The organism is Gammaproteobacteria bacterium (assembly GCA_016200485.1).
In the GTDB taxonomy this organism is placed as follows: domain Bacteria; phylum Pseudomonadota; class Gammaproteobacteria; order Tenderiales; family Tenderiaceae; genus JACQEP01.
The window spans coordinates 16,561-38,362 of record JACQEP010000019.1; the positions used below are offsets into that span (position 1 = coordinate 16,561).

At 53.9% G+C, this 21,802-nt stretch carries 22 protein-coding genes, 1 other RNA gene and 1 riboswitch; of the genes, 18 read left to right on the forward strand and 5 right to left on the reverse strand.

The window, feature by feature from the left end:
• Positions 1 to 156: 156 nt before the first annotated feature.
• From ilvA to HY272_12120, 4 genes are all read left to right on the forward strand, one after another.
• Positions 157 to 1,671: a threonine ammonia-lyase, biosynthetic gene (gene ilvA, locus HY272_12105; GenBank protein ID MBI3773429.1), complete on the forward strand. Its 1,515-nt coding sequence runs from the start codon at positions 157 to 159 to the stop codon at positions 1,669 to 1,671.
• Between the two features lie 5 nt (positions 1,672 to 1,676).
• Positions 1,677 to 2,066, forward strand: a complete 390-nt coding sequence (locus HY272_12110) for a CoA-binding protein (protein ID MBI3773430.1) — start codon at positions 1,677 to 1,679, stop codon at positions 2,064 to 2,066.
• An 11-nt stretch (positions 2,067 to 2,077) separates the two neighbouring features.
• Positions 2,078 to 2,392, forward strand: coding sequence for a DUF2845 domain-containing protein (locus HY272_12115; protein MBI3773431.1), 315 nt, complete (start codon positions 2,078 to 2,080; stop codon positions 2,390 to 2,392).
• A gap of 93 nt (positions 2,393 to 2,485) precedes the next feature.
• Positions 2,486 to 3,409 (forward strand): PilZ domain-containing protein, encoded by a 924-nt coding sequence (locus HY272_12120; protein MBI3773432.1) that lies wholly within the window; start codon positions 2,486 to 2,488, stop codon positions 3,407 to 3,409.
• A gap of 25 nt (positions 3,410 to 3,434) precedes the next feature.
• Here the strand turns inward: HY272_12120 and HY272_12125 are convergent, their stop codons facing one another.
• The 5 genes from HY272_12125 to HY272_12145 form a co-directional block, all read right to left on the reverse strand.
• Entirely contained in the window at positions 3,435 to 3,893 is a 459-nt protein-coding gene (locus tag HY272_12125; GenBank protein MBI3773433.1) for an EVE domain-containing protein, read from the reverse strand.
• Positions 3,894 to 3,912: 19 nt separating this feature from the next.
• On the reverse strand, positions 3,913 to 4,509 hold the full coding sequence (locus tag HY272_12130) for a 5-formyltetrahydrofolate cyclo-ligase (GenBank protein MBI3773434.1): 597 nt from the start codon (positions 4,507 to 4,509) through the stop codon (positions 3,913 to 3,915).
• 167 nt (positions 4,510 to 4,676) lie between these two features.
• Positions 4,677 to 4,861: non-coding RNA, 6S RNA (gene ssrS / locus HY272_12135), on the reverse strand.
• Between the two features lie 169 nt (positions 4,862 to 5,030).
• Positions 5,031 to 5,345, reverse strand: coding sequence for a cell division protein ZapA (locus tag HY272_12140; GenBank protein ID MBI3773435.1), 315 nt, complete (start codon positions 5,343 to 5,345; stop codon positions 5,031 to 5,033).
• On the reverse strand, positions 5,335 to 5,571 hold the full coding sequence (locus HY272_12145; GenBank protein ID MBI3773436.1) for a TIGR02449 family protein: 237 nt from the start codon (positions 5,569 to 5,571) through the stop codon (positions 5,335 to 5,337). The genes HY272_12140 and HY272_12145 overlap by 11 nt, the downstream gene beginning before the upstream one ends.
• A gap of 126 nt (positions 5,572 to 5,697) precedes the next feature.
• On the opposite strand from HY272_12145, the gene HY272_12150 reads away from it, so the two are divergent.
• From HY272_12150 to HY272_12215, 14 genes are all read left to right on the forward strand, one after another.
• Positions 5,698 to 6,288 (forward strand): UPF0149 family protein, encoded by a 591-nt coding sequence (locus HY272_12150; GenBank protein MBI3773437.1) that lies wholly within the window; start codon positions 5,698 to 5,700, stop codon positions 6,286 to 6,288.
• A gap of 2 nt (positions 6,289 to 6,290) precedes the next feature.
• The gene (gene pepP / locus HY272_12155) at positions 6,291 to 7,658 is read left to right on the forward strand and encodes a Xaa-Pro aminopeptidase (protein ID MBI3773438.1); all 1,368 of its coding nucleotides are present in this window, start codon (positions 6,291 to 6,293) and stop codon (positions 7,656 to 7,658) included.
• The gene (ubiH, locus tag HY272_12160; protein MBI3773439.1) at positions 7,655 to 8,908 is read left to right on the forward strand and encodes a 2-octaprenyl-6-methoxyphenyl hydroxylase; all 1,254 of its coding nucleotides are present in this window, start codon (positions 7,655 to 7,657) and stop codon (positions 8,906 to 8,908) included. The genes pepP and ubiH overlap by 4 nt, the downstream gene beginning before the upstream one ends.
• Positions 8,908 to 10,128 (forward strand): UbiH/UbiF/VisC/COQ6 family ubiquinone biosynthesis hydroxylase, encoded by a 1,221-nt coding sequence (locus tag HY272_12165; protein MBI3773440.1) that lies wholly within the window; start codon positions 8,908 to 8,910, stop codon positions 10,126 to 10,128. The genes ubiH and HY272_12165 overlap by 1 nt, the downstream gene beginning before the upstream one ends.
• A 117-nt stretch (positions 10,129 to 10,245) precedes the next feature.
• Positions 10,246 to 10,344, forward strand: a riboswitch (glycine riboswitch).
• A gap of 150 nt (positions 10,345 to 10,494) precedes the next feature.
• Positions 10,495 to 11,409: a lipoyl synthase gene (gene lipA, locus HY272_12170; protein MBI3773441.1), complete on the forward strand. Its 915-nt coding sequence runs from the start codon at positions 10,495 to 10,497 to the stop codon at positions 11,407 to 11,409.
• Positions 11,410 to 11,421: 12 nt separating this feature from the next.
• The gene (gene gcvT / locus HY272_12175) at positions 11,422 to 12,513 is read left to right on the forward strand and encodes a glycine cleavage system aminomethyltransferase GcvT (GenBank protein ID MBI3773442.1); all 1,092 of its coding nucleotides are present in this window, start codon (positions 11,422 to 11,424) and stop codon (positions 12,511 to 12,513) included.
• Between the two features lie 36 nt (positions 12,514 to 12,549).
• The gene (gcvH, locus tag HY272_12180) at positions 12,550 to 12,942 is read left to right on the forward strand and encodes a glycine cleavage system protein GcvH (protein MBI3773443.1); all 393 of its coding nucleotides are present in this window, start codon (positions 12,550 to 12,552) and stop codon (positions 12,940 to 12,942) included.
• A 23-nt stretch (positions 12,943 to 12,965) separates the two neighbouring features.
• Positions 12,966 to 14,324, forward strand: a complete 1,359-nt coding sequence (gene gcvPA / locus HY272_12185) for an aminomethyl-transferring glycine dehydrogenase subunit GcvPA (GenBank protein ID MBI3773444.1) — start codon at positions 12,966 to 12,968, stop codon at positions 14,322 to 14,324.
• A gap of 4 nt (positions 14,325 to 14,328) precedes the next feature.
• Entirely contained in the window at positions 14,329 to 15,795 is a 1,467-nt protein-coding gene (gene gcvPB, locus HY272_12190) for an aminomethyl-transferring glycine dehydrogenase subunit GcvPB (protein ID MBI3773445.1), read from the forward strand.
• The gene (locus tag HY272_12195; GenBank protein MBI3773446.1) at positions 15,788 to 16,150 is read left to right on the forward strand and encodes a diacylglycerol kinase; all 363 of its coding nucleotides are present in this window, start codon (positions 15,788 to 15,790) and stop codon (positions 16,148 to 16,150) included. The genes gcvPB and HY272_12195 overlap by 8 nt, the downstream gene beginning before the upstream one ends.
• 24 nt (positions 16,151 to 16,174) lie before the next feature.
• The gene (locus HY272_12200; GenBank protein MBI3773447.1) at positions 16,175 to 17,107 is read left to right on the forward strand and encodes a carbohydrate kinase family protein; all 933 of its coding nucleotides are present in this window, start codon (positions 16,175 to 16,177) and stop codon (positions 17,105 to 17,107) included.
• A 180-nt stretch (positions 17,108 to 17,287) separates the two neighbouring features.
• A complete protein-coding gene (locus tag HY272_12205) occupies positions 17,288 to 18,781 on the forward strand; it encodes a DUF4382 domain-containing protein (protein ID MBI3773448.1) in 1,494 nt (497 codons plus the stop codon).
• A gap of 242 nt (positions 18,782 to 19,023) precedes the next feature.
• Positions 19,024 to 20,616: a DUF4382 domain-containing protein gene (locus HY272_12210; protein MBI3773449.1), complete on the forward strand. Its 1,593-nt coding sequence runs from the start codon at positions 19,024 to 19,026 to the stop codon at positions 20,614 to 20,616.
• Positions 20,617 to 20,869: 253 nt separating this feature from the next.
• The gene (locus HY272_12215; protein ID MBI3773450.1) at positions 20,870 to 21,787 is read left to right on the forward strand and encodes a hypothetical protein; all 918 of its coding nucleotides are present in this window, start codon (positions 20,870 to 20,872) and stop codon (positions 21,785 to 21,787) included.
• Positions 21,788 to 21,802 lie beyond the last annotated feature (15 nt).

Consider the following 21,802-nt stretch of genomic DNA (forward strand, 5'->3'; position numbering starts at 1 on the left):
ATGGCTCATCGTTACCTCATGGAAACTTAAAGTCAGGGGGCATCGTTGCCTATGACTTCGCTCCGTAGGCTGCTCAAGAAGTTGCGAATGGAAAATCCGTCAACGGTACGCTCGTTCTTTTTTCACTTCCCCCTGCTTTTTTGATACCTTACATCTATGCCACAGAAATATCTCGAAAAAATCCTCAAGGCCCGCGTTTATGACGTGGCCGATGTCACACCATTGGACGCCATGCGCAGTCTCTCCAAGCGCTTGGGTAATCATATCCTGCTCAAGCGCGAGGATTTGCAGCCGGTCTTTTCCTTCAAGCTGCGCGGGGCCTATAACAAGATCGTCGGTCTGTCGCCGGAGGCGCGGGCCAATGGCGTGATTGCCGCTTCGGCCGGCAATCACGCCCAGGGCGTGGCCCTGGCCGCGCAGAAGCTGGGGATCAAGGCGCTGATCGTGATGCCCAAGACCACGCCCGCGATCAAGGTAGCATCGGTGCGGGCCTACGGTGCGCGCACGGTGTTGCATGGTGATGCTTACGATGAGGCCTATCGTCATGCGGTCGGGCTGGGTGAGCAGGAAGGTATGACCTTTATCCATCCCTACGATGACCCGGAGGTGATCGCCGGTCAGGGCACGGTGGCGCTGGAGATCCTGCGCCAGCACACGGGTGAGATTCACGCCATCTTCGTACCGGTCGGTGGCGGCGGGTTGATTGCAGGTGTGGCGGCATTTGTGAAAACACTTTATCCCAAGGTGAAGATCATCGGCGTCGAGCCGGAAGATGCGGCTTGCATGTATGAAGCTTTGAAACGCAAACGGCGGGTGACGCTGGATCAGGTCGGCATCTTTGCCGACGGCGTTGCGGTGCGGCAGGCGGGTGCCGAGCCGTATCGCATCGCACGCCAGTGCGTCGATGAAGTGATCCTGGTCAGCACCGATGAGATTTGTGCCGCGATCAAGGATATTTTCGATGACACGCGTTCCATCGCCGAGCCCGCAGGTGCGCTGGCGGTGGCGGGGATGAAAAAATATGTGGCCCGCGAAGAATTGAGAGATCAGACTTTAGTCGCCATTGATTCCGGCGCCAACATGAATTTCGATCGTCTGCGTCATGTCTCTGAGCGGGCGGAGGTGGGCGAACGTAATGAAGCCGTGCTGGCGGTGACGATCCCCGAGCGCCCCGGTTCGTTCCGTCAGTTTTGCCAAGCCATCGGCCGCCGCGGCGTGACCGAGTTTAATTATCGTTACGCCGATGCGCGTGATGCGCATGTCTTTGTCGGATTGACGACCGGCGGTGGTGAAGGCGAACGTGAGGATGTGGTGACTCGTCTGCGCGACAAAGGTTATCCCGTGATCGACATGACGGATAACGAGATGGCCAAGCTGCACATCCGGCATATGGTCGGCGGTCATGCGCCAACGGTCGAAAATGAATTGCTTTATCGCTTTGAGTTTCCCGAGCGCCCCGGTGCCTTGCTCGAATTTCTCACCAAAATGGGCGAGGGTTGGAATATCACACTCTTTCACTATCGCAATCACGGTGCCGCCTATGGCCGGGTGCTGGTGGGTGTGCAGGTAATGCGCAACGATAAACGCGGATTTCAGAAGTTTCTTGATGAGTTGGGTTACCACTATCAGGAAGAAACCGATAATCCGGCATACAAGTTATTTCTTAGTTAATAAATATGGCAAAACAAAGCTTGCGGGTCGTCGTGCTGGGTGCAAGCGCAAAACCCGAGCGCTATGCCCATCGCGCGCAACAAATGTTGATGGATCATGGGTATCAAGTGGTCTTGGTGTCTCGCCGTGCTGAAACGATACTTGGTATTTCAACATTGCAAAGTTTGCGCGAGGTAACGCCGCCGGTGGATGTGATCACAGTCTATGTGGGTGCAGCGCAATCCAGTGGCTTACTCGAGGATATGCTTGCGCTTAAACCGCGGCGCGTGATTTTTAATCCCGGTGCCGAGAATGCACTGCTTGAGGCGGCGTTGCAGAAGGCCGGGATCGAAGTCTGGCGCGCCTGTACCTTGGTGCTGTTACGGACTAATCAGTTCGCACTGGACGCAGGATGATTGAGATCGCCATGAACAGAGTCTATTGTATCGCCATCATGAGTTTGATTTCGGTTTCGGCGTTGGCTGAGTCGATGCGCTGCGGCGATCAGGTGATCGCGGTAGGGGATGATAAGGCACGTGTGTTGCGTTATTGCGGCAAACCGGTTTTGAAAGAGCGGCCCCAGACCAAGACGCGATTGTCAGTCGATGCTCATGGCGAGCAACGCCGCCAACGGGTGCCTATGGAGCGGTGGGTCTATGATATGCCCAGCGGTCAATTATCCCGGCGGTTAGTATTTACGGACGGGCGGGTGGCGGAAATCGAAACCGGTGATCGGCAGTAGGGGCAATTTATGAATCGCCCCTACAGTTTCCCCTGGGTTCGCCGATGTTATTGATATTTCTGGGCAATGGGGCTCTTGAAGCGGGAATGCTCAATGTTTGATTTTTTTAAGAAAAAGCCTGTGGCGGGCGGTAAAGAAGCGGCTGGAAAGCCTGAAATCCAGCCAGGTGCCTTGTGTCGCCTGATGCGCCTGTTTCCCATCGGTACCAAAGTGCGCTTTTACCCGGAATATCGCAAAGAGATCATGCTCGATTCGGTGATTATCGGCTATGTGATCAACAGTGAGCTGGTGTATTCGGTGCAGGGGCTGGTGTGCGATAAAGACAGCGGCCCGATGGCCTTTAGCGATCAAACCAAGCTGCATTCCTATAGCCGTATTCAGAGTTTTCGCATTGTTGTGCCGGCAACGAACCAAAGTGAGGCGAAGCTTGATTATAACCGGCGTGAAGAGTTGCATAAGATTGGTGGGTTAACCCCGGGCAATACGATCACGTTGATTTCAGAGCGCCAAGGGCAGCACGTGCCGGTGCTGGAAACGACGGTTCAAAAGCGCGCGCTGTTGAATCAGGGTTATTATGCGGGCGTCACGGTGGCGATGTTGGATGTCAATATCGGAACATTGAAGTTAACGGATCAGCGGGCGCATGTGCGTTTGCAGACGAATATGCCGGTGTCTGTGCAGTATTACGATGGTCCGAATTCCAATTTGGTCAATTGCACGATGCTCGATTTCTCAGAATGTTCATTGCGGCTCAAGTTTGGAGGGGATTTTCCTGCGGAGTCAATGCCACACGCCGACGACGATTTGATTTTGTCATTTCATTTACCGGATCGCGCAGGTAATTTGTCGTTGGTGGGGCATGTGTTTCGTATTGAAGGCGATGCGGTAGTAGTGATGCTTAAGGGTAGTTTGGGGAATAATCAAGCGGTGGCGCCGCTGAGTCCAATTGATATTTTAGAAATCAAGGCTAATCTGTTACAGAATGGGCGGGCGAGGCCAGTGCCAGCACCAAACTAATTAAAAGCTTCTCTGTCCATTCAGATCACTCCAAATCCAAAATATATTGCCACTGCTCATTCGTTACCGGCATAACCGATAGCCGGTTGCCACGCCGTAGCAATAGCATCTCTTCGATTGCAGGATGATTTTTTAATTCATTCAAGCTGATGATGCGTTTTAATTTGCGCACCAATTGTACGTCGACCATAAACCAGCGCGGATGGTCAGGGGTGCTTTTGGGGTCAAAGTATTTTGATTCCGGATTCCAGGCGCTGAAATCGGGATACGCGGCATTTACAATCCTGGCGATGCCGGCAATGCCTGGTGTTTCGCAATTGGAGTGATAGAAAAAGATTTGATCGCCAACACGCATCTCGTCGCGCATCATATTGCGTGCCTGATAATTGCGGACGCCATCCCAATGTTCGGTTTGATTGGGTCGGCTGGCCAGATCGTCAATACCAAAGGCATCGGGTTCGGATTTCATTAACCAATAACGCATATTTGTTCTCGGATTGTTTTCAGCGGCGATAAGTCGGATAAAAGCCCCGTTCAGTGACGATGCCATCCAGCGGCACGTCCCATGACTCGGCGGTGATGGATTTGAGTTTCTGAAATTCGTAGGCGACACCGATCAATCGCGGTTTGTGCCAATGCTGGCGCTGGAGCAGGTATTGCAGGGTCCGGTCGTAATAGCCCTTGCCCATGCCGAGGCGATTGCCGTGCTGGTCAAACGCCACCAATGGTAACAGGATCAGGTCCAGGCCCCACGGGCGCGTGGTCTTGGCGATGGAGACTGCTGGTTCCGGGATGCCGAAGCGATTCAGATGCAAAGAGTTATCACCATCGTAGGGGGCAAACCAGAGCTGATGGGTGGAGGGTAAACCGATGACGGGTAGATGCCAGTCTTTGCCCAAGGTCCAGGCATAGTGCATTAATGGCGTAAGATCCGGCTCGCCGTCATTGGCGATAAACCCCGCAATCCGGCGGCTGCGAAAGAAAATCGCGGTTTGGCGTAGACGTGTGGCAATAGCGACTGCGGCCGCGCGGCGTTGTTGCGGACTAAGCTGGCGGCGCTGGGCTCGGATACGTTTTCTGATTTGGGCGCGCGCGGTCATAATAATTTTTTACCACAGAGGCACAGAGTACACAGAGCGATAACGATCTCCAGCGGGCTCTCTTACTTCTTTCAAAACATATTGTTAAGCCAGATTCCGCGTATACGAATATGAGCTTTCTCTGTGAACTCTGTGCCTCTGTGGTGAAACATCAAAAATGATTAAGGGCATCCTCCGCCTGTGCCGTCGGGGCATCGGACCTTGAACCAAGGGTTCAAGTGGGGGCTGGCGAAACATCGTTAGGCTTTCCGTACTGGCGGACATGCGCACTGATGTCTACTGGCTAGCCTCCGGAGTTTAATGATTAAGGCTCAAGGGTTACTCCGCCCGCAGGCGAACACCGCAGAGGATGTCCAAGTATCCATTCTAGCTGAAAACGGGGGTTTTGATAATGGCCGCCCCGAGGCGCGGAGCAGGGGCCCCACGTGAGTGGGGATGCGACCGCCGGTGGGGCGGCTAGTGTGAAAATGAAATGAAATTAAGAACCCGCAGGGGCGATTCATGAATCGCCCCTGCGGCCATCAAAATTCGATTTGGCGGGCGCTGCTCAAGGCGTTCTCGATTTTATGCTGCATCTGGCGGACACGGTTGCTGAAGGAGACATCGAATTTGTCTTTTTGGCCTTGAACTTTTAACAGTTCGTGAGTGATGTTGAGCGCGGCCATGATGGCGATATTATCCGCCCCCTGGGTGCGGCCGCGATCGCGTATTTCGCGCATTTTCAGATCGAGATGGCGCGCGCTATCGAGCAGGCTTTCCTTCTCATCCGCCGGACAGGCGACCCGGAATTCCTTGCCCAAAATAGTGACAACGACGGGGGTTGGTTCAGTGGTCATAGTCAGTTTCCATAGATTTTAGGCGGGTGATCATGGTCTCTACCCGTTGGCGGGCGGTTTCGTTTTTTTCCAGGAGCGCGGTCCGTTCAGAGTTTATTGCCGTGTGTTGGCTGCGCAAGGCCTGATTTTCGTTTTTGAGCTGCTGACAGAGCTGAATCAGCTCCTCGACCCGGTATTCCAGTGTCTTGAGTTCTTGTTCGTAGTTGCGGAGGGTATCGAGGCTCATAGGCGGACAATCATAGAGCGCGGCGATGGTCGCGGTCAACGCTTGACAAGAGACGGTTTCGCTTGCGAAAGGGCATGATACTATTGTGAGCATCTCACTTTGCATGAATAAAGAAAGGGTTAGAGTTTGTATAAGGAATTACCCGATTACGATGATTTGACCTTGCGGCTGGCCAGTTGCGGGGATGGTTTGAGCGCGGCGGAGGGCCATGGCTTGTTGTGTGGTTTGTTATGTAGCCACCCAAGCATGGACCGCGAGGAGTGGGCCAGGCGATTGCTGAGTGGCGGTTGGGAGGCCCAGGCGCCGATCCATGTCACGGCCTCGGATGAGGATTGGGAAATCGCCCGCAACTTGTATGATGTGACAGTCGCGCAACTTGATAATCCTGATCTGGAGTTTTCCCTGTTGCTGCCGGATGACGATGAACCGTTGCTGGCGCGTTCGGTAGCGCTCGGCGAGTGGTGCGAAGGATTTTTGTATGGCTTGAGTCTGGGCGGGGTGAAGGATTTTTCCATGTTCTCCGAAGAGACGCGGGAGTTTGCCGAGGATCTGGTGGACATCTCACGTCTGGAACAAGAGCCGGATGATTCAGAAGAAAATGAAAGCGCCTTGTTCGACATTATCGAATATGTACGCATGGGTGTCATTATGCTGCATGATGAGCTGGCGCCGGCAGGAACGGATGAATTGCCTCCGGACAATGTGATGCTTCACTAACGATGGATAGTCGCGAATTTTCTAAACGTCGCCAGCGCCTGCTGCAAATGATGGGGCCGGGAAGCATTGCGGTGTTGCCAGCCGTGCCGCACCGACTCCGGAATCGTGATGTCGAATACCCCTACCGTGCCGACAGTGATTTTTATTATCTGACCGGTTTCCCGGAGCCAGAGGCGGTGGCAGTGTTGGCGCCAGGCCGGCGTCAGGGCGAGTTTGTGTTGTTTTGCCGCGAGCGCGATCCGGCAATGGAAACCTGGCATGGCCGTCGCGCCGGGTTGGAAGGCGCAATGCACCGTCACGGCGCCGATGATGCTTTTCCGATCGGGGACATCGATGACATCCTGCCGGGCTTGATGGAGAACTGCGAACGTGTCTTTTATGCCATGGGCGCGCATCAGGATCTGGATCAAAAAATGATCGGCTGGCTCAACCAGGTGCGCAGCAAATCCCGTTCCGGGGTGCATGCGCCGGGCGAATTTGTGGCGCTGGATCACCTGTTGCACGAGATGCGTCTGTTCAAGAGTGCGGAAGAGCTCAAAGCCATGCGCCGTGCCGCTGAGGTGAGCGCAGGCGCGCACTGTCGGGCCATGCGTGTCTGCAAGCCGGGGATGATGGAATATGAGATCGAGGCCGAACTGCAACATGAATTCATGCGCAACGGCTGCCGTCATGTCGCGTATTCCTCCATCGTCGGTGGTGGTGCCAATGGTTGCATTTTGCATTACACCGAAAACGACGCGCAGTTGCGTGACGGTGATATGTTGCTGATTGATGCCGGTGCGGAACATGAATATTACGCGTCTGATATTACGCGCACCTTTCCGATCAATGGCCGTTTTAGTGCCGAGCAACGCGCGTTGTACGAAATTGTGCTCGAGGCGCAATACGCGGCAATCGACAAGGTGCAGGCCGGTAATCATTGGAATGAACCACACGAGGCGGCGGTAAAGGTATTGACCCGCGGTTTGGTCAAGCTCGGTATTCTCAAAGGTCAGCCCGCCAAGCTGATCAAGAGCGAGGCTTACCGCCGATTTTATATGCACCGTACCGGCCATTGGCTGGGGATGGATGTGCATGACGTCGGCGATTACAAGATCGATGGTGAGTGGCGCGTATTAGAGCCGGGGATGGTGCTGACAGTTGAGCCGGGCGTGTACATTCCTGCTGGAACCAAAGGCGTGGCGAAAAAGTGGTGGGACATCGGTATTCGTATCGAAGACGATGTGCTGGTGACGCGCAAAGGTCATGAAGTGCTGACGGGCGGTGTGCCGAAAGAGCCGGATGAAATCGAAGCCTTGATGGCGGCGGCGCGTGGCCGCGTCACAAAATTAGCAGCTGTCCCGAAAAAGAAGACAATCCGGCGGCGATGAGCATCGACTTTGATGTGTTGATAGTCGGCGGTGGCATGGTCGGTGCCAGCATGGCCTGCGCCTTGAGCCCGCTGCCGTTGCGCATTGGTGTCATCGAGGCGGTGCCGTTTCGCTCAGCGAGTCAGCCCAGTTACGATGATCGCGCCATCGCGCTGGCCTATGGCTCAAGCAAGATTATCGACAGCATGGGCCTGTGGTCGGCGCTGAATGATCAAGTGACTGCGATTAAAAAAATTCATGTCTCGGATCGTGGTCATTGCGGCATGACGCGTATCGATAGCCGCAGTGAAGGCGTGTCGGCGCTGGGATATGTCGTTGAAAATCGTGCCATGGGCGCAGTGCTGGGCGCGGCACTGGCCGAACACAAAAATATTGAACTGATTTGTCCGGCAGAATTAACTTCCTTGGAAGTTACATCTGACGAAACTCGGGTTACTGTTCGTCACTCAGGCATCTCCACGACATTGAATGCACAGTTAGTGATCGCTGCCGATGGCGGCAGTTCTGTGACGCGAAATTTGCTCAATATCGATACCCGCCACTGGGATTACAACCAAACTGCCGTGATCGCCAATGTCACGCCGTCGCAATTTCATGAACATGTTGCTTATGAGCGGTTCACTGATTCCGGGCCGGTGGCGATCTTGCCCAATGCGCCACCAGGCAGTGACGACCCGAATCGTTGCAGCCTTGTGTGGACGGTGCGGCGAGGTGATGAGTCGCGCGTGCTGGGATTGTCCGATGAACAATTTTTGGCAGAGCTGCAACAGCGCTTTGGTTACCGTCTTGGCAAACTGCAAAAAGTCGGCCGCCGCAATGCGTATCCTTTGGCATTAGTGCGCGCCAAAGAACATGTGCGGCCACGCATGGCCTTGATCGGTAATGCCGCGCATACACTGCATCCGATTGCGGGCCAGGGATTCAATCTCGGTTTGCGCGATGTGGCGGTGCTGGCGGATGTGCTGGCAGCAGCCTGTGACAACAAAGAAGATATCGGCGCTTTGCCTGTGTTGCAGCGTTACGCCGAGTGGCGAACCTGGGATCACCGGCGCGTGATTGGTTTGACCGATAGTTTGGCGCGCTTGTTTAGCAATCCTTTGCTGCCAGTGGCTGCGGCGCGTAATGCCGGATTGCTGGCGCTCGATTTGTTGCCACCGCTGAAAAAAATACTCACGCGGCAGACGATGGGTTTGGCCGGGAAATTGCCGCGCCTGGCACGTGGTCTACCGTTGGTTGAAGAGGTGCGCTGATGTCGCATCGATACGATGTCATGATTGTTGGCGGCGGCATGGTTGGCTTGACGGTGGCCTGTGCACTAGCTGATTCCGGATTAAAAATCGCGGTGCTGGAGCAGCAAGCGCCAAGCCACGAATTGCCATTGCACTATGGCATGCGCACATCGGCAATCACGCACGCCTCGCGCCGCGTGTTTGAGGCGATTGGTGTCTGGGAAGCAATGCTGGCGCAGCGCGTCAGTCCGTTTCGGGAAATGCATGTCTGGGATGCCAGTGGCGAAGGTCAAATTCATTTCGATGCCGCGGACAGTGGCGTCGCCGATCTTGGCTACATCATCGAAAATCAGGTGATTCAATCCGCGTTGTGGCAGCGCGCGCAAATGCTGAGCAATGTGGAATTATTGTGTCCGGCACAGTGGCAACACTGGCGCGAGGAAATAGATCACGTCGTTTTGCAGTTGGAAGATGGTCGCGAATTACGTACACGGCTGGTGGTCGGCGCCGATGGCGCCCGTTCGCGCTTACGTGAACAGGCTGGGATTGCGGTGAAAGGTTGGGGCTATGATCAACACGCCGTCGTTGCCACCGTCAAAACCGAACACTCGCATCAGCGCACCGCCTGGCAGCGTTTTTTGCCGACGGGTCCGCTGGCATTTTTGCCGTTGCCTGATCTGCATTATTGTTCCATCGTCTGGTCAACCACGCCAGCGCAAGCGACAGAGTTGCTGGCGCTGGATGAACAAGATTTTGCCGCGCGCCTGGGTGAGGCCTTCGAATACAAGCTCGGTCGCATTGTTGACGTCGGCGTGCGCGGCAAATTTCCGCTGCGCTTGCAGCATGCCGTCGATTACGTCAAACCGCGGTTGGCTCTGGTCGGTGATGCCGCACATGCGATACATCCGCTGGCAGGTCAGGGTGTCAATCTTGGTCTACTCGATGCCGCTGCGCTCGTCGAAGTGATTCTTGCCGCGAATGCCAAATCACGTGATATCGGCAGTCTTGCCACCCTGCGCCGCTACGAACGCTGGCGCAAGGGCCACAACCTCGCCATGATGGTATCAATGGATGGTTTCAAACGTCTGTTCGGTTCCGCTGCCGCGCCTGTCCGCTGGGCGCGCAATGTCGGCCTCAATCTTACTAATACTGCCGGTCCGGTGAAGCATCTGTTCATGGATCTGGCGATGGGTGAGATGGGTGATTTGCCGAGTCTGGCGATGTTGAATCGCATTGCGTAGGTCGGGTTAGCGCAGGTTTCCGCGTGGGCACAAAAACCGTGCCCACCCTACATGATTGCAAGGGATTCCCCTGCTTGGTTTTGCCCCTGTCAGCAGGTATAGTGTCTCCCTCAACCGCTACCGCTCATGGGAGAGTTCCCCGTCTGGCCCCGCCAGGGGGACGCCGAAGGCGCAACCCGCCCGGAATCGCTCAGGCCTCAGGACTGTGAACGGTGGTTGACTCTGGAGAGCGGTCCCCTGAATGATAAAGGTGGCCCACCGAAGGGGCTGGACCATCCAGGTCTTAACTCTCAGGTAAAATGGACAGAGGGGCGACAGGTAAGCTTTGTGCTTACCTGTCGCCCTTTTTTCGTTTATGGAGCCCTAATGTCCCGTAGTGAAATCAACATCCCGGTCTTCGATCATTCGGCATTGCCGAATGTCGGACGTATGCCATCCTGGATCCGCCAGCCCTTGGGCGGTGAGGGGAACTATGGCGGGACAGCCGGGGCGGTTCATGGCGAACAACTACATACGGTGTGTGAATCGGCGCGTTGCCCGAATCGTGCCGAGTGCTGGAGCCGTGGTACGGCGACGTTTATGTTGCTGGGCGATGTCTGTACCCGCGCCTGCGGTTTTTGCGCGGTGAAGACCGGCCGTCCTGAAGGTGTGGTAGATCAGGATGAGCCAGCGCGTGTGGCTGCCGCCGTGGCGCGCTTGGGGTTGGATTATGTGGTGCTGACGTCGGTCAATCGTGACGATCTGGCCGATGGCGGCGCGGAAATTTTTGCGGCCACCTTGCGTCATTTGCGTCTGCAACAGTCGACGATTGGGCTGGAGATTCTGACCCCCGATTTTCAGCAGGATCAGATATCGGCGGTGGCAACGATTTGCGATGCGGTTGCTGGCAATGCGTTGGTTTGGGGGCATAATGTCGAAACTGTGCCCAGCCTCTATCGCACGGTGCGCAAAGGTTCAAAATACGAACGTTCGCTGGATTTGCTGGCGCTGGCGGCGCAGCAACCGCGCGTTGAGGCCAAGTCGGCGATCATGCTCGGTCTGGGCGAGTCGCAGGATGAAGTGCTGGCGGTGTTGCGCGATTTGCGCGCTGTGGGTGTGAAACGGGTAGCGCTGGGACAATATTTGCGCCCGACGCGATTTCATCTGCCGGTCAAGGAATACATTACGTTAGAACAATTTGCAGATTACGAAACAGAGGCGAAGAATATAGGCTTTTCTTGGGTTAAAGCGGGCCCCCTTGTTCGCTCTTCATATCACGCCGAAGACGGCTATACATTTTAAAGGATTAAATCGATGGCGCAACAAACTCCACTTTATGCCGAACATGTCGCAGCAGGCGGCAAAATCGTTGATTTCGCTGGCTGGGAAATGCCGCTGCATTATGGCTCGCAACTCGAGGAGCATAATGCCGTACGCCAGGGCGCGGGCATGTTCGATGTCTCGCACATGACGGTGGTTGATTTGCGCGGTGCACGCACGCGCGAGTTTCTGCGTTATTTGTTAGCCAATGATGTCGCCAAGTTGACGCAATCCGGTAAGGCGCTTTACAGCTGCATGCTGAAAGACGATGGTAATGTCATCGACGATCTGATCGTTTATTTCGTGCAAGAAGATTTTTTTCGCGTTGTGGTCAACGCGGCGACACGTGCTAAAGATCTGGCCTGGATCGAACAGCAGGCACGCAAGTTCGATATCGACGTCAAAGAGCGTGCAGAATTGGCGATGATTGCCGTGCAGGGGCCGCAAGCGCGGGCCAAGGCGGCGCAGGTATTTACGCCGGAACAGGCACAAGTGGCGGCGAATCTGAAACCATTTTTTGCGGGCGCCGCCGGAGAGTTGTTTATCGCGCGTACGGGGTATACCGGTGAAGATGGTTATGAAGTGATGGTGCCTGCTGCGCAGGCGGCGGCACTGTGGCAAGCACTGAGTAAAATCGGAGTTCGCCCGTGCGGTTTGGGCGCGCGCGACAGTTTGCGTCTCGAAGCGGGCATGAATCTCTATGGCTCGGACATGGATGAAACCGTCGGCCCGCTGGAATCTGGCTTGACCTGGACGATCGCCTTTGAGCCAGGTGATCGCCAGTTTATCGGTCGTGCCGCGCTTGAATCGCAACGGATCAAAGGCGGTTTGCGTAAGTTCGTCGGCCTGGTGCTGGAAGAGCGTGGTGTATTGCGCTCGCACCAGCCGGTGCAGTTGAATGGAAAGGTTGTGGGTGAAACGACAAGCGGCGGTTTTTCGCCGACGTTGAATCGTTCCATTGCCTTTGCACGTGTCGATGCGGTGGTGGCTGATCGCTGCCAGGTTGATGTCCGTGGTAAGGCGCTTAATTGCCGCGTGGTAAAAATGCCGTTTGTACGTAATGGAAAATCGTGTATCGAATTGTGATTAAACTTTTCAAAATCAACAAAGGAAATAAAAAACATGAGTAACATTCCCGCAAATCTAAAATATGTCAAAACTCACGAATGGGTTGAGGTGCTGAAAGATGGTACCGCTCGTATCGGGATTACCGATCATGCTCAGGAGTTGCTGGGTGATATGGTGTTTGTCGACTTGCCAGAAGTGGGTCGCAAGATCGGCGCCGGTGAGGAGTGCGCGGTAGTGGAATCGGTGAAGGCGGCGTCTGATGTTTACAGCCCGTTGGCGGGAGAAATCGTCGAGGTGAATGAATCGCTGCAAGGCAATCCCGATCTGGTCAATAAGGCACCTTATTCTGAAGGCTGGTTGATGCGGTTGAAGCTGACGAATCCTGCCGATGTCAATGGTCTGCTCGATGCTGCTGCCTATTCCAAAGTCGTGGCCGAAGAACATTAATTAAGTTTATTAGCGAGTCCATCATGCCGTTTATTCCACATACAGAACGTGACGTGCAAGAAATGCTGGCAGCCATTGGCGCTAGCAGCATCGAGCAGTTATTTGACGAGATCCCCGCTGAGCTGCGGATCAAAGGTCTGACCAATATTCCTGCCGGAATGAGCGAAATGGAAATTTCGCGCCTGATGGCGGAGCGTGCCGCCGGTGATGCGCTGGGATTGAATTTCATCGGCGCCGGTGCCTATGAACATCACATCCCGGCACCGGTGTGGGATATCGCCACCCGTGGCGAGTTTTATAGCGCTTATACGCCATATCAGGCCGAGGCCAGTCAGGGCACCTTGCAGTTGCTGTATGAGTATCAAACCATGATGGCGAGCCTCACCGGCATGGATGTTTCCAATGCCTCGCTTTACGACGGCGCTTCGGCGCTGGCAGAGGCAGTGCTGATGGCGGTACGGGCCCATCGCAAATCAAAGTCCAAGCGCGTGCTAGTGCCGGCAACACTCAATCCAGCATATCGCAAAGTGGTTGATACCATTGTCAGGCATCAAGGCATTGAGTTGGTGGAGATACCGTATTGCGCGGAGAAGGGCTGTACTCTGCCTGAGAGTCTGGCCAAGTATGCAGGTACAGATATCGCGGCGCTGGTCATCCCGCAGCCAAACTTCTTTGGCGTGCTGGAAGATGTTGATGCACTGGCTGATTGGGCGCGGACCAACGGCGTATTGAGTATTGGCGTTGTTAATCCGACCACGCTGGCTTTGCTCACGCCGCCAGGTGAATGGGGTGGCGCAGGAACGGATATCGCTTGCGGCGAAGGCCAGCCGCTGGGTATTCCGTTATCGAGTGGCGGCCCCTATTTTGGATTTATTTGCTGCAAGCAGGAGCATGTGCGGCAATTGCCGGGGCGCATCATCGGTCGCACGGTGGATCTCGATGGCAAGCCCGGATTCACACTCACCTTGCAGGCACGTGAGCAACATATCCGCCGTTCGAAGGCAACATCGAACATTTGTACTAATCAGGGTTTGATGGTGACGGCCGCGACGATTTATATGTCATTGATCGGGCCAGAAGGTCTGGAGCGTGTCGCGGCACAGAGTCATGCGAATACCAATGCGTTGGTTGAGCGTCTGTGCAAGATTCGTGGTGTTGAACGCGTCTTCAACGGCACGACTTTCCATGAATCTGTGCTGCGCTTGCCACAGTCGGCGGCTAGCGTGCTGGAGGAACTGTCGCCGCGAGGCATTTTCGGCGGTTACGATTTAGGGCGTGATTTTCCGGAATTAAAAAATGCCATTCTGGTGTGCGCGACAGAAACCAAAACGGCGGCGGATATTGAGCGTTATGCCACAGTATTGACGGAAGTGTTGGGCTAAGGAGATGACGATGAAGCTGATTTTTGAACAATCCACTCCCGGCCGTTACGCGCCTGCGCAAATGCCGCAGACCAAGGCGGATGTCACTGCCATTCCGGCGGCATTGCGGCGCAAACAACGCCCCTTGTTGCCAGAAGTATCTGAGTTGCAGGTAGTGCGCCATTACACCCGTTTGTCACAGCGTAATTTTTCTATTGATACCCAGTTCTATCCGCTGGGTTCCTGCACCATGAAATACAATCCGCGCATTTGTAATCGTCTGGCCTTGTTGCCGGGCTTGGCGCAGCGTCATCCTTTGGCGCCGGAATCCAGTGGCCAAGGTTTGCTCGCCTGCCTGTATGAATTGCAGGAGATGTTGAAGGAAGTCACGGGCATGAAGGGCGTGTCGTTAACGCCGGCTGCTGGCGCACAAGGTGAATTCGCCGGTGTGGCGATGATTCGTGCCTATCACGATGCGCGCGGCGATCATGCGCGTACCGAGATCATTGTGCCCGATGCAGCGCACGGTACCAATCCGGCGACGGCGGTGATGTGTGGTTACAAGGTACACGAACTGCCGACCAAGGATGATGGCGACATCGATTTAGACGCGCTCAAGGCTGCGGTGGGGCCGCAAACGGCAGGTATCATGTTGACCAATCCGTCGACGCTCGGTGTGTTCGAGCGTCGCATTAAGGAAATCGCCAGGATTGTGCATGAGGCCGGTGGTCTATTGTATTACGACGGTGCCAATCTCAACGCCATTCTCGGTAAAGTACGTCCGGGTGAAATGGGCTTTGATGTGATACACATGAATCTGCACAAAACTTTTTCCACGCCGCACGGTGGCGGCGGTCCAGGCGCGGGTCCGGTCGGCGTTAGTGAACGCTTGGTTCCGTTTCTGCCGGTGCCAGTGGTTGATTATGATGGCAAGCAATACCGCTGGTTGACGGAAAAAGATCGGCCGCAAACCATCGGTCGGCTGTCTGCCTTTAGCGGTAATGTCGGTGTGTTGTTGCGGGCCTACGTGTATGCCCGTTTGCTGGGCAGCGAGGGTATGGAGCGAGTCGGTGATTACGCCACGCTCAATGCCAACTATTTGATGGCACAGTTGCGCAAGGCCGGGTTTGATGCGGCCTATCCGCAACGGCGTGCGACGCATGAATTTATCATTACGCTCAAGCGGCAGGCGAAAGAGTACAACGCAACAGCCATGGATTTTGCCAAGCGGTTACTCGATTACGGATTCCATGCGCCGACGACTTACTTCCCGTTGCTGGTGCCGGAGTGTTTGTTGATCGAGCCGACGGAAACCGAGGCCAAGCAGGATCTGGATGGCTTTATCGATGCCATGACCAAGATCGAACACGAGGCGCGTGAAAATTCAGATCATCTCAAGGGTGCGCCATACACCTTGCCGGTGCGGCGTCTGGATGATGTGCGCGCCGCGCGTGAGTTGGATCTGACCTGGAAACCGGCTGTACATGGCTAAGCCCGGCGACACCGGCGTCCAGCGTGTGATCAAGGCCGCCGGTTACTCCCGGCAAGGATTAAAGGCGGCATGGTGTCATGAAGCGGCGTTCCGGCAGGAGGTGGTGTTAACAATATTGTTGACGCCACTTGCCTGCTGGTTGGCGAAATCAAATATCGAGCTGGCGTTGTTGATCGGCAGTTTGCTGCTGGTGTTGATGGTTGAGTTATTGAATTCAGCCGTTGAGGCAGTGGTAGATCGTGTCAGCGGCGATCATCATGAGTTATCGGGCCGCGCCAAAGATATTGGTTCCGCCGCCGTATTTGTATCGCTAGTCAATGTAGCCGTCATTTGGCTGATTATTCTTTTACGCTAAATCTAATTATAGGAAGGTAATAATATGAAGGTTCTCATCTGCGGCTCTTTTGCCTATGACAACATCATGGTGTTCAACGACCGGTTCAAGAATCACATCCTGCCAGACAAGGTCCACATGTTGAATGTCTCGTTCCTGGTGCCGGAGATGCGCCGCGAGTTCGGCGGTTGTGCCGGTAATATCGCCTACAATCTCAAGCTGCTGGGGGGGGATCCGCTGTCGATGGCAACCGTCGGTACTGATTTCGAGCCGTATGCGAATTGGTATGATCAGAATGGGATCAGTCGCCAGCACATCAAGGTAATCGAAAATAGCTATACTGCCCAAGCGTTCATTACCACCGATCTTGACGCTAATCAGATTACTGCCTTTCATCCTGGGGCGATGAGTTTTTCTCACGAAAATAATGTTGGCGATGCCAAGGGCGTGAAGCTGGGTATCGTTTCGCCCGATGGCCGCGATGGCATGATTCAACATGCTGCCCAGTTTGCCGAGTTGGGCGTGCCGTTTATCTTCGATCCAGGTCAAGGGATGCCAATGTTCGATGGCAAGGGCTTGATGAATTTTATCGAGCAGGCGAGCTGGGTCACGGTCAATGATTACGAGATGCAGTTGATGCAGGAACGCACCGGTAAATCGCCGCATGAACTGGCCGAATATGTGGATGCCCTGATCGTCACCCTCGGTGGTAACGGCTCACATATCTATACCAAACAGCACCGTCATGAAATTCCTTGCGCCAAGCCACAGCAACTGGCGGACCCCACCGGATGCGGAGACGCCTATCGTGCCGGCCTGCTCTATGGTCTGCTCCACGGCATGGATTGGGAGACCACCGGCCGCATCGCCTCGCTGATGGGGGCGCTCAAGATCGAGTGCCACGGCACCCAGAACCATCGCTTTGACCGGCAGGCATTCGATGACCGGTTCAATGAGGCCTTTGGTTATTACCTTTGAGGGGGCGTAAGGGCGATTCATGAATCACCCTGACCATTACTCTCACCGCTTCCTCCAAAAAAGGCCGTCCCGGATTGTGATTTCGGTCGGCTATCAATCTGTCGCCCCCCAGCGACGCCCAGTCGGGGGGATGCTCTGTTAGAATGGCCACCTTCAAAATAAGACTATTGAGGGTGAAATATGAAGTACCTGATGAATTTAGCCCGTGCCTGGATGGTGGGCGCGGCAGCTTTGATGTTGGCGGCCTGCGGCGGCGGGGAAGATACTGCGAATACGGGTGGCCAGACCCAGACGACCGGCTCAGTGGCATTGCTGCTGACGGATGCCCCCAACGCCCAGTTTCAGGAAATCAACCTGACTGTGACCCAGGTCGAGTTGTTGGGCGATGGTCAGCATGTCACCTTGTACAACAATCCGACCGGTCAGAAGGTTAATCTGCTGGCCTTGCAGTTGCATTCCGAATTGTTCGCCCTGAATCAATCTGTGCCCGCAGGCAAATATGAAAAGATTCGTTTGCAGGTGAGTGATGTCGAACTCGTGAAAAAGGATGCGGCGGGTAATGTGCTCGAAACCATTAAACCCAAGCTGCCGGGACACGGCAAGATTGATCTCAATCCACGCGGTGAGTTCACTGTTGTTCCAGGTGAGACCTTGGTGTTACAGATCGATGTCGATGCCAAAAAATCGATTCATATCGTGCAGACGGGTAATGGCGGCTATATTTTCCGGCCTGTCATTTTCGTTGATATCATCAATGGGGCATTTTCCGGAAAATTGCTGCGCATCAGCGGTAATATCAATCGGATCGATTTTGCCAATCATGATTTGCGTCTCTGTAATCTGGATGTGGCCTGGATTAAGAACGTGCCGTTGGGAGATGACGATGGCAGCAAACGTTGCATAGACGTTTCACTTGAGCAGACCGGCGTTGTATTTAATAGTCTGGGCGATGCCGTAGCGTTTGAAACGCTGGCGCTGAAGCAGTCGATTACCGTTGTCGGTTTCTTCCATGGTAAGCATGAAAACGAAGATGATGATAAAGAAGAGCATGATGCTCAGCACCAAGGCCACAGTCTCAGCGACAATGAGAGCGAAGAGCATTACCGCCATATTCATGCCCTGGTCATTGAGGCCGAAGGTTTTGCCCGTCTCAAAGGCACAATCAACAGTGTAGTGGCCAGTGATAACAGTTTTGATCTGAAGCTGGCGTCCGGTCAGGGTTATGCCGATGGTACGGTGTTGCATGTGACTCCAGTGGCTGCGACCAAGCTGTTGAACAAAAATGGCGTGCCGCAGAGCCAATCGCTGCTGACAAAGGATGCTGAAGTGATGGTCGAGGGTGTTGTTGATCTCAATGCCGAACCTGATCAGCTGCTCAAGCCAGCGATTATTTTTGTCGATCCGGTGGTGGCTGATATTCAGCTCAGTGGTGCGATCAGTGGCCTTGATCCAGTGACCATGAAGTTCACCATTCACGATGCGGGCGGTGATCGTTGTGTCAAAGCTGCCAATGCAGCCGTGTTCAAACTAACATCCGGAAACCAGTTGCTAACCGAACAGGTCACCACGGCTGCTCTGGCCAATGGTCAGGATCTGGATGCCTATGGCCAATATTATGGGGATGACTGTCTGATTGCCAACCATGTCCTGATCAAGGTCGGATTCGACGACTAGCCTTTCAGGTTCTTTTAGTCCCTCAGGGCCGGGAAGTCCCCCGGCCCTGATTCAGGCTCGCTGTTATACACCCAATCCCAGAATGCCCCTGGTATGCCTCTAAAGACGTGAACTGCGTCTCATAATGCGTGTAACCAGTTGTTTTTAAATGTTTAACATTTGTTAATAAAGTGTGAGCCAGGTCTCACGCTTGCTCTAGTAAGCCCCCTCTGACAGGTCGATAACCTAATAGGAGGTGCGCCATGAAGTTTTGCCACCCAATCAAGCTGCAAATCTGGGGGATCCTGATTCTGGGGCTAATCCTGGGGTTAGGTTTGGTTGGTTGTGGTGAAACAACCGATAAGGCGGCTCCGTCAGGCACAACCTCTCCAGCGCCTACCACCGCTTCGGTGGCATTGCTGCTCACGGACGCACCTACCGATGAATTCGCTCAGATCAATCTAACCATCAGCCGTGTTGAATTGCTGGCTGTGGATGGCAGCAATGTGCCACTGTTCGAGGGTTTACGCACGATTGATTTGCTCAGCCTGCGCAATACCGCTGATTTATTCGCTGCCAATAATGCCGTGCCCCCAGGCGTATATGAAAAGATCAGGATGCATCTTGAAGATGTTGAGCTGGTCAAGGTGGATGATGATGGTGAAGTGGAACGTATCCATCCGCGTTTGCTGGCTAATGGCAAGTTGGATTTGAATCCACGTAAGTCGTTTGTGCTGGCGCCTGGTAAAGCTTTAGTCATCCAGGTTGATGTTGACGCAAAAAAATCAATTCATATCGTGGGTCATGATCGGGATGAACAAGGTCATCACGAGGCTGATAAAAATTCGGGTGACGATAAGGACTCGAAGTCGAACAAGAAAAATGACAAGAAGCCTGATTCTGAGCATGCGGCAGATAAAAGTAATGACTCACAGAAGGAAGATAAATCGCATCGTGAACATGATGATTATCGTTTCCGTCCAGTTGTATTCATAGACATCATTGACATGATATCCACCATAAATCAGCCGGTGGGCAAAGTAGTACGCATCGAAGGTGATGTCACAAAAGTCGATGTCGCCAGGCAACAGGTTGAAGTTTGTAATATTCAGGATGTGGCAGCGAATTGCATAACCATGCAGGTGAATGCCAAAACCGGTCTTTACTTCAATAATCCTACTGCGGCTTATGGTTCGGGGCTGGGAACGCTTGCATTGAGTGAAGTGACAAAATTGGAACGTGGCATTGGGTTTGGTCGCGTGCGAATGATGAATGGTGTTACCTGGTTGGATACGGAGGCGATCGAATTCGGACCGAAAGGTGCATTCTGGCATGCGATGGGCGATGTGGTTGCTGCCCCGGATGCAAGTACCCATATATTCTATTTCGGGATTCATGCTGCGCAGACCTATATCGCAGGCAGTGTTTTTAGGATTGTACCGGTAGCCAGTGCCAAATTGTTCTCGCGCGATGGGGTCCAGCTCGATTGGTCGGCCATGCTGGTCGGGCAGGTAGTCGAGGTCGAAGGTGTGCTGGTGAGAACAAAGGTCAACTACACCATTGAAACGGGCGTCATCTATCTGGACATCAATGCAGATAACAATGGAATGCTTAATGGTGCCTTGACGCACCTGAGTACCGCTGGCTTTAACGTCAGCACCAGTGCCGGAGATTACTGTGTTGTTCCAGCGGCAACGGTGAATGTCTTCTCTGTGATTACGGCGCCGGATGGCAGCCTGTCAGGCTCACGGGAATCGCTGTCCATCCTCCAGGCAGGCCAACGATTGGACCTCTATGGGGTGATGGGGAGTGATGGCTGCTATCACGCCAGCGATATCCTGGTCTATCTTCAATAAACTGGCCAGTTAGAGACAGCCAGTCTCTTACCTCCCTCTGTTAGCCTTGTGACTCCGAGCCATCGATATTGGGTGCTATTTATGCCAAAAATCTGGTAGATTTTGGATGGCTAAGAACTAACTATACATTTCTGCCCAGAAAATAAACATCCAAAAAGGATGGCGCGGAATCACTGCTTTGGCGAACGAATTATTGATGTGTTTGCGACCTAAAACTTCTCAAGTCATCACTGTCATGGGGAGGCAGTGGCGTTTGGCATGGCTATTACTCGCCTTGTTGATTTCCGGAACTGCTTCAGCACAAATCTTGGTGGTGCTCAGTGGGGAAGCGCCACTCTATGAACACTACATGGATGGTCTGCGAAATGAGCTGGCATCTACAGGTCAGAATGAAGAATTGGTTGTGCGGCAAGAACGTGAGCTGAATCCGGGGCAGAAAGTTGAGGGATATAGAACTGTTGTTGCCGTTGGGGTTGGTGCAGCCCAAAAGGTGAAATCGCTCGAAGTCGGCGAGGCAAAAGTACTCTATACCTTAATGCCTAGCGCGACATATCGTTGGCTCGGAGCTGGTGATGCTAAATCAGCGCGTAAAAGCGCGTTTGTTCTGTATCTTGATCAACCACTAAAACGATACCTGGCGCTCATCCACGAGATTATTAACCGCCAGGATGTTGTCATTGGTCTGGTGTATTCAAGTGAAGCTGAAGCTCAGTATTTGCGATTGCGAGAGCAGTCAAAGGGTTTCACGATCAAGGCATTCAAAGTAGAGGAATCGGGCGAGATAATCACGACACTGCAACAGAAAATGCGTGATGTCGATGTGTTGCTGGCCTTGCCGGATGCCAAACTATTCAATAGCCAGTCAGTGCAGGCGGTATTGCTGACGACCTTCCGCATTAAATTGCCGATTGTGGCCTTTTCTGATGGATTTGTGCAGGCTGGCGCTATCGCCGGTCTGGTTTCAAAGCCAGAAGATATCGGACGCCAGACCGCTGAAATACTGGGCTGCCTGCGGTCTGATTGTGCAGGCAGCGAATCAAAAGAAGTCTGGCCAAAATATTTTTCCGTGAGTGTCAATAAAGCAGTGGCGCGCAGGCTGGGGATCGAAATTCCAGATACGAGCAAGCTTGTTGATCAAATAAAATCAATGGAACGTACAGGTGGCCCATGAATAAATGGACAATAA

Bases quoted from the DNA above. Each gene is read 5' to 3' on its own strand.
- ilvA (MBI3773429.1), top strand. From the start codon at position 157: ATGCCACAGAAATATCTCGAAAAAATCCTCAAGGCCCGCGTTTATGAC.
- HY272_12110 (MBI3773430.1), top strand. From the start codon at position 1,677: ATGGCAAAACAAAGCTTGCGGGTCGTCGTGCTGGGTGCAAGCGCAAAA.
- HY272_12115 (MBI3773431.1), top strand. From the start codon at position 2,078: ATGAACAGAGTCTATTGTATCGCCATCATGAGTTTGATTTCGGTTTCG.
- HY272_12120 (MBI3773432.1), top strand. From the start codon at position 2,486: ATGTTTGATTTTTTTAAGAAAAAGCCTGTGGCGGGCGGTAAAGAAGCG.
- HY272_12125 (MBI3773433.1), bottom strand. From the start codon at position 3,893: ATGCGTTATTGGTTAATGAAATCCGAACCCGATGCCTTTGGTATTGAC.
- HY272_12130 (MBI3773434.1), bottom strand. From the start codon at position 4,509: ATGACCGCGCGCGCCCAAATCAGAAAACGTATCCGAGCCCAGCGCCGC.
- HY272_12140 (MBI3773435.1), bottom strand. From the start codon at position 5,345: ATGACCACTGAACCAACCCCCGTCGTTGTCACTATTTTGGGCAAGGAA.
- HY272_12145 (MBI3773436.1), bottom strand. From the start codon at position 5,571: ATGAGCCTCGATACCCTCCGCAACTACGAACAAGAACTCAAGACACTG.
- pepP (MBI3773438.1), top strand. From the start codon at position 6,291: ATGGATAGTCGCGAATTTTCTAAACGTCGCCAGCGCCTGCTGCAAATG.
- ubiH (MBI3773439.1), top strand. From the start codon at position 7,655: ATGAGCATCGACTTTGATGTGTTGATAGTCGGCGGTGGCATGGTCGGT.
- HY272_12165 (MBI3773440.1), top strand. From the start codon at position 8,908: ATGTCGCATCGATACGATGTCATGATTGTTGGCGGCGGCATGGTTGGC.
- lipA (MBI3773441.1), top strand. From the start codon at position 10,495: ATGTCCCGTAGTGAAATCAACATCCCGGTCTTCGATCATTCGGCATTG.
- gcvT (MBI3773442.1), top strand. From the start codon at position 11,422: ATGGCGCAACAAACTCCACTTTATGCCGAACATGTCGCAGCAGGCGGC.
- gcvH (MBI3773443.1), top strand. From the start codon at position 12,550: ATGAGTAACATTCCCGCAAATCTAAAATATGTCAAAACTCACGAATGG.
- gcvPA (MBI3773444.1), top strand. From the start codon at position 12,966: ATGCCGTTTATTCCACATACAGAACGTGACGTGCAAGAAATGCTGGCA.
- gcvPB (MBI3773445.1), top strand. From the start codon at position 14,329: ATGACGATGAAGCTGATTTTTGAACAATCCACTCCCGGCCGTTACGCG.
- HY272_12195 (MBI3773446.1), top strand. From the start codon at position 15,788: ATGGCTAAGCCCGGCGACACCGGCGTCCAGCGTGTGATCAAGGCCGCC.
- HY272_12200 (MBI3773447.1), top strand. From the start codon at position 16,175: ATGAAGGTTCTCATCTGCGGCTCTTTTGCCTATGACAACATCATGGTG.
- HY272_12205 (MBI3773448.1), top strand. From the start codon at position 17,288: ATGAAGTACCTGATGAATTTAGCCCGTGCCTGGATGGTGGGCGCGGCA.
- HY272_12210 (MBI3773449.1), top strand. From the start codon at position 19,024: ATGAAGTTTTGCCACCCAATCAAGCTGCAAATCTGGGGGATCCTGATT.